The organism is Nitratireductor sp. ZSWI3 (genome assembly GCF_024655565.1).
Classification (GTDB): Bacteria; Pseudomonadota; Alphaproteobacteria; order Rhizobiales; family Rhizobiaceae; genus Nitratireductor.
This window is the reverse complement of the sequence record NZ_JANKOF010000192.1, coordinates 1-1,496: the sequence shown is the minus strand read 5'-3', so window position 1 is coordinate 1,496 and position 1,496 is coordinate 1. Positions and strand designations below refer to the sequence as shown.

2 protein-coding genes are annotated in these 1,496 nt (G+C 71.7%); one reads left to right on the top strand and one right to left on the bottom strand.

Annotated elements, in window-relative coordinates:
* A partial coding sequence (locus NUU27_RS25315) for an energy transducer TonB (protein ID WP_257765058.1) occupies positions 1–372 on the top strand: 372 nt, incomplete at its 5' end.
* Between the two features lie 11 nt (positions 373–383).
* Here the strand turns inward: NUU27_RS25315 and NUU27_RS25310 are convergent.
* Complete coding sequence (locus tag NUU27_RS25310) at positions 384–1,490, bottom strand: S8 family serine peptidase (protein ID WP_374568171.1); 1,107 nt, start codon at positions 1,488–1,490, stop codon at positions 384–386.
* Between the last annotated feature and the right edge of the window lie 6 nt (positions 1,491–1,496).

Here is a 1,496-nt window from a genome sequence, read left to right as displayed (position 1 = left end):
CAGGCAAAAGCCGCGGCGCAGCCGGCAAAGCCGCCACCGGCGGCAAAGCCGCGCGACGCCGGTCGCAAGGGCGGCGCCAGCAAAGGCGAGCAAGCCGCCTATGCGCGCCGTCTCCTGGGGCACGTCCAGCGCTACAAGCGCTATCCCGATGCTGCGCGAAACGCCCGGGCCAGCGGCACCGCGCGCCTGACCATCACCATCGATCGCGCCGGGCGGCTCGCCGGAGCGCGGCTGCGCCAGGGCTCGGGCCACGCCGTTCTCGACAGCGAAGCCCTCGCCACCGCCCGCCGCGCCGCGCCTTATCCGAAACCGCCCGAAGGCGTCGGCGGCAGCACGATCAGCTTTTCCGTGAATCTCGACTACCGGCGTTGACGGCGGCGCCTTCAGCGCCCGGCCATCGCCGCCTGTGCGTTGATCAGCCCGGCGCCGAAATCCTCGTCGCGGCCGGGTGGGCCGAGGTCCAGCGCGGTCCTGGCCAGAAGCGCCGCCAGGGCCTGCGGGTCGGCGGTTTCGCCGGCGCGCATCAGATTGGCGATGGTGCCCGAGACGATGGCCGCTGCGAAAGAGGTGCCTGTCACCGCGTCCACACCGCCCGGTATGGGCGCCATCACGTTGACCCCGGGGGCGGACAGATCAATGTAGCGGCCGCGGTTGGCCTGCTGCATCAGCTTGTCGTGCACATCCGTCGCCGTCACGGCGATGACCCCGTCATAGGCGGCGGGATAGCCGAACGGCGCGCCTGGGCCATTGTTGCCGGCCGCCGCCACCAGCACGATGCCGCGCTCCATGGCATTGCGGCAGGCGGCGGAGAACAGGGAGTTCTCCGGCCCGACGAAGCTCATGTTGACGATCTCGGCACCTTCGTCGGCTGCCCAGTCGAGCGCTGCCAGAAGGACGTCCGTGCTCGACACGCCGCTCTCGAAGGCGCGCGCATGCAGGAGCCGCGCTCCCGGCGCCATGCCCTGGAACGAACCGTGCCCGGCGATCAGGCCCGAGATCGAGGTGCCATGGCCGCGGTCCTTCACCGCCATGTCGGGCAGCGCGTCGAACGTCGCGGCCACCCGGCCCGCAAGAGCCGGATGCTCCGGGTCAAGCGCCGTGTCGATCACCGCCACGCTGACATTCTCGCCGCTGACCTTCGACGCGTCGAGCGCGATGCGCTCGAATGCATAGCCGACCACGCCCGTCGCCTGCTGAAGCTGGAAGATGTGGTTCGGCACGCGCGCGGCAAGCCGGCCGTCGCCGGCCAATTGCGCCAGCACGAAGCCGACCGGGCGGCCATCGGGAATGCCGAACCGCGCCACCGTCCGTCCGAGCAGGCTGGAAACACGGGTTGAGCGGACCTGAAGCCCGAACTGCGCGGCGACCTCGGCCGCAACGCCGGCTCCCCCGTCGAGCGTCACCAGAACCTCGTCGGGAACGAACGCGCCGGCGATCGCCCGTGGCGCGGCGGCGGGTGGCGGCAGTCGCGGCGGCGTCGCCGGCGGGATGCTGCC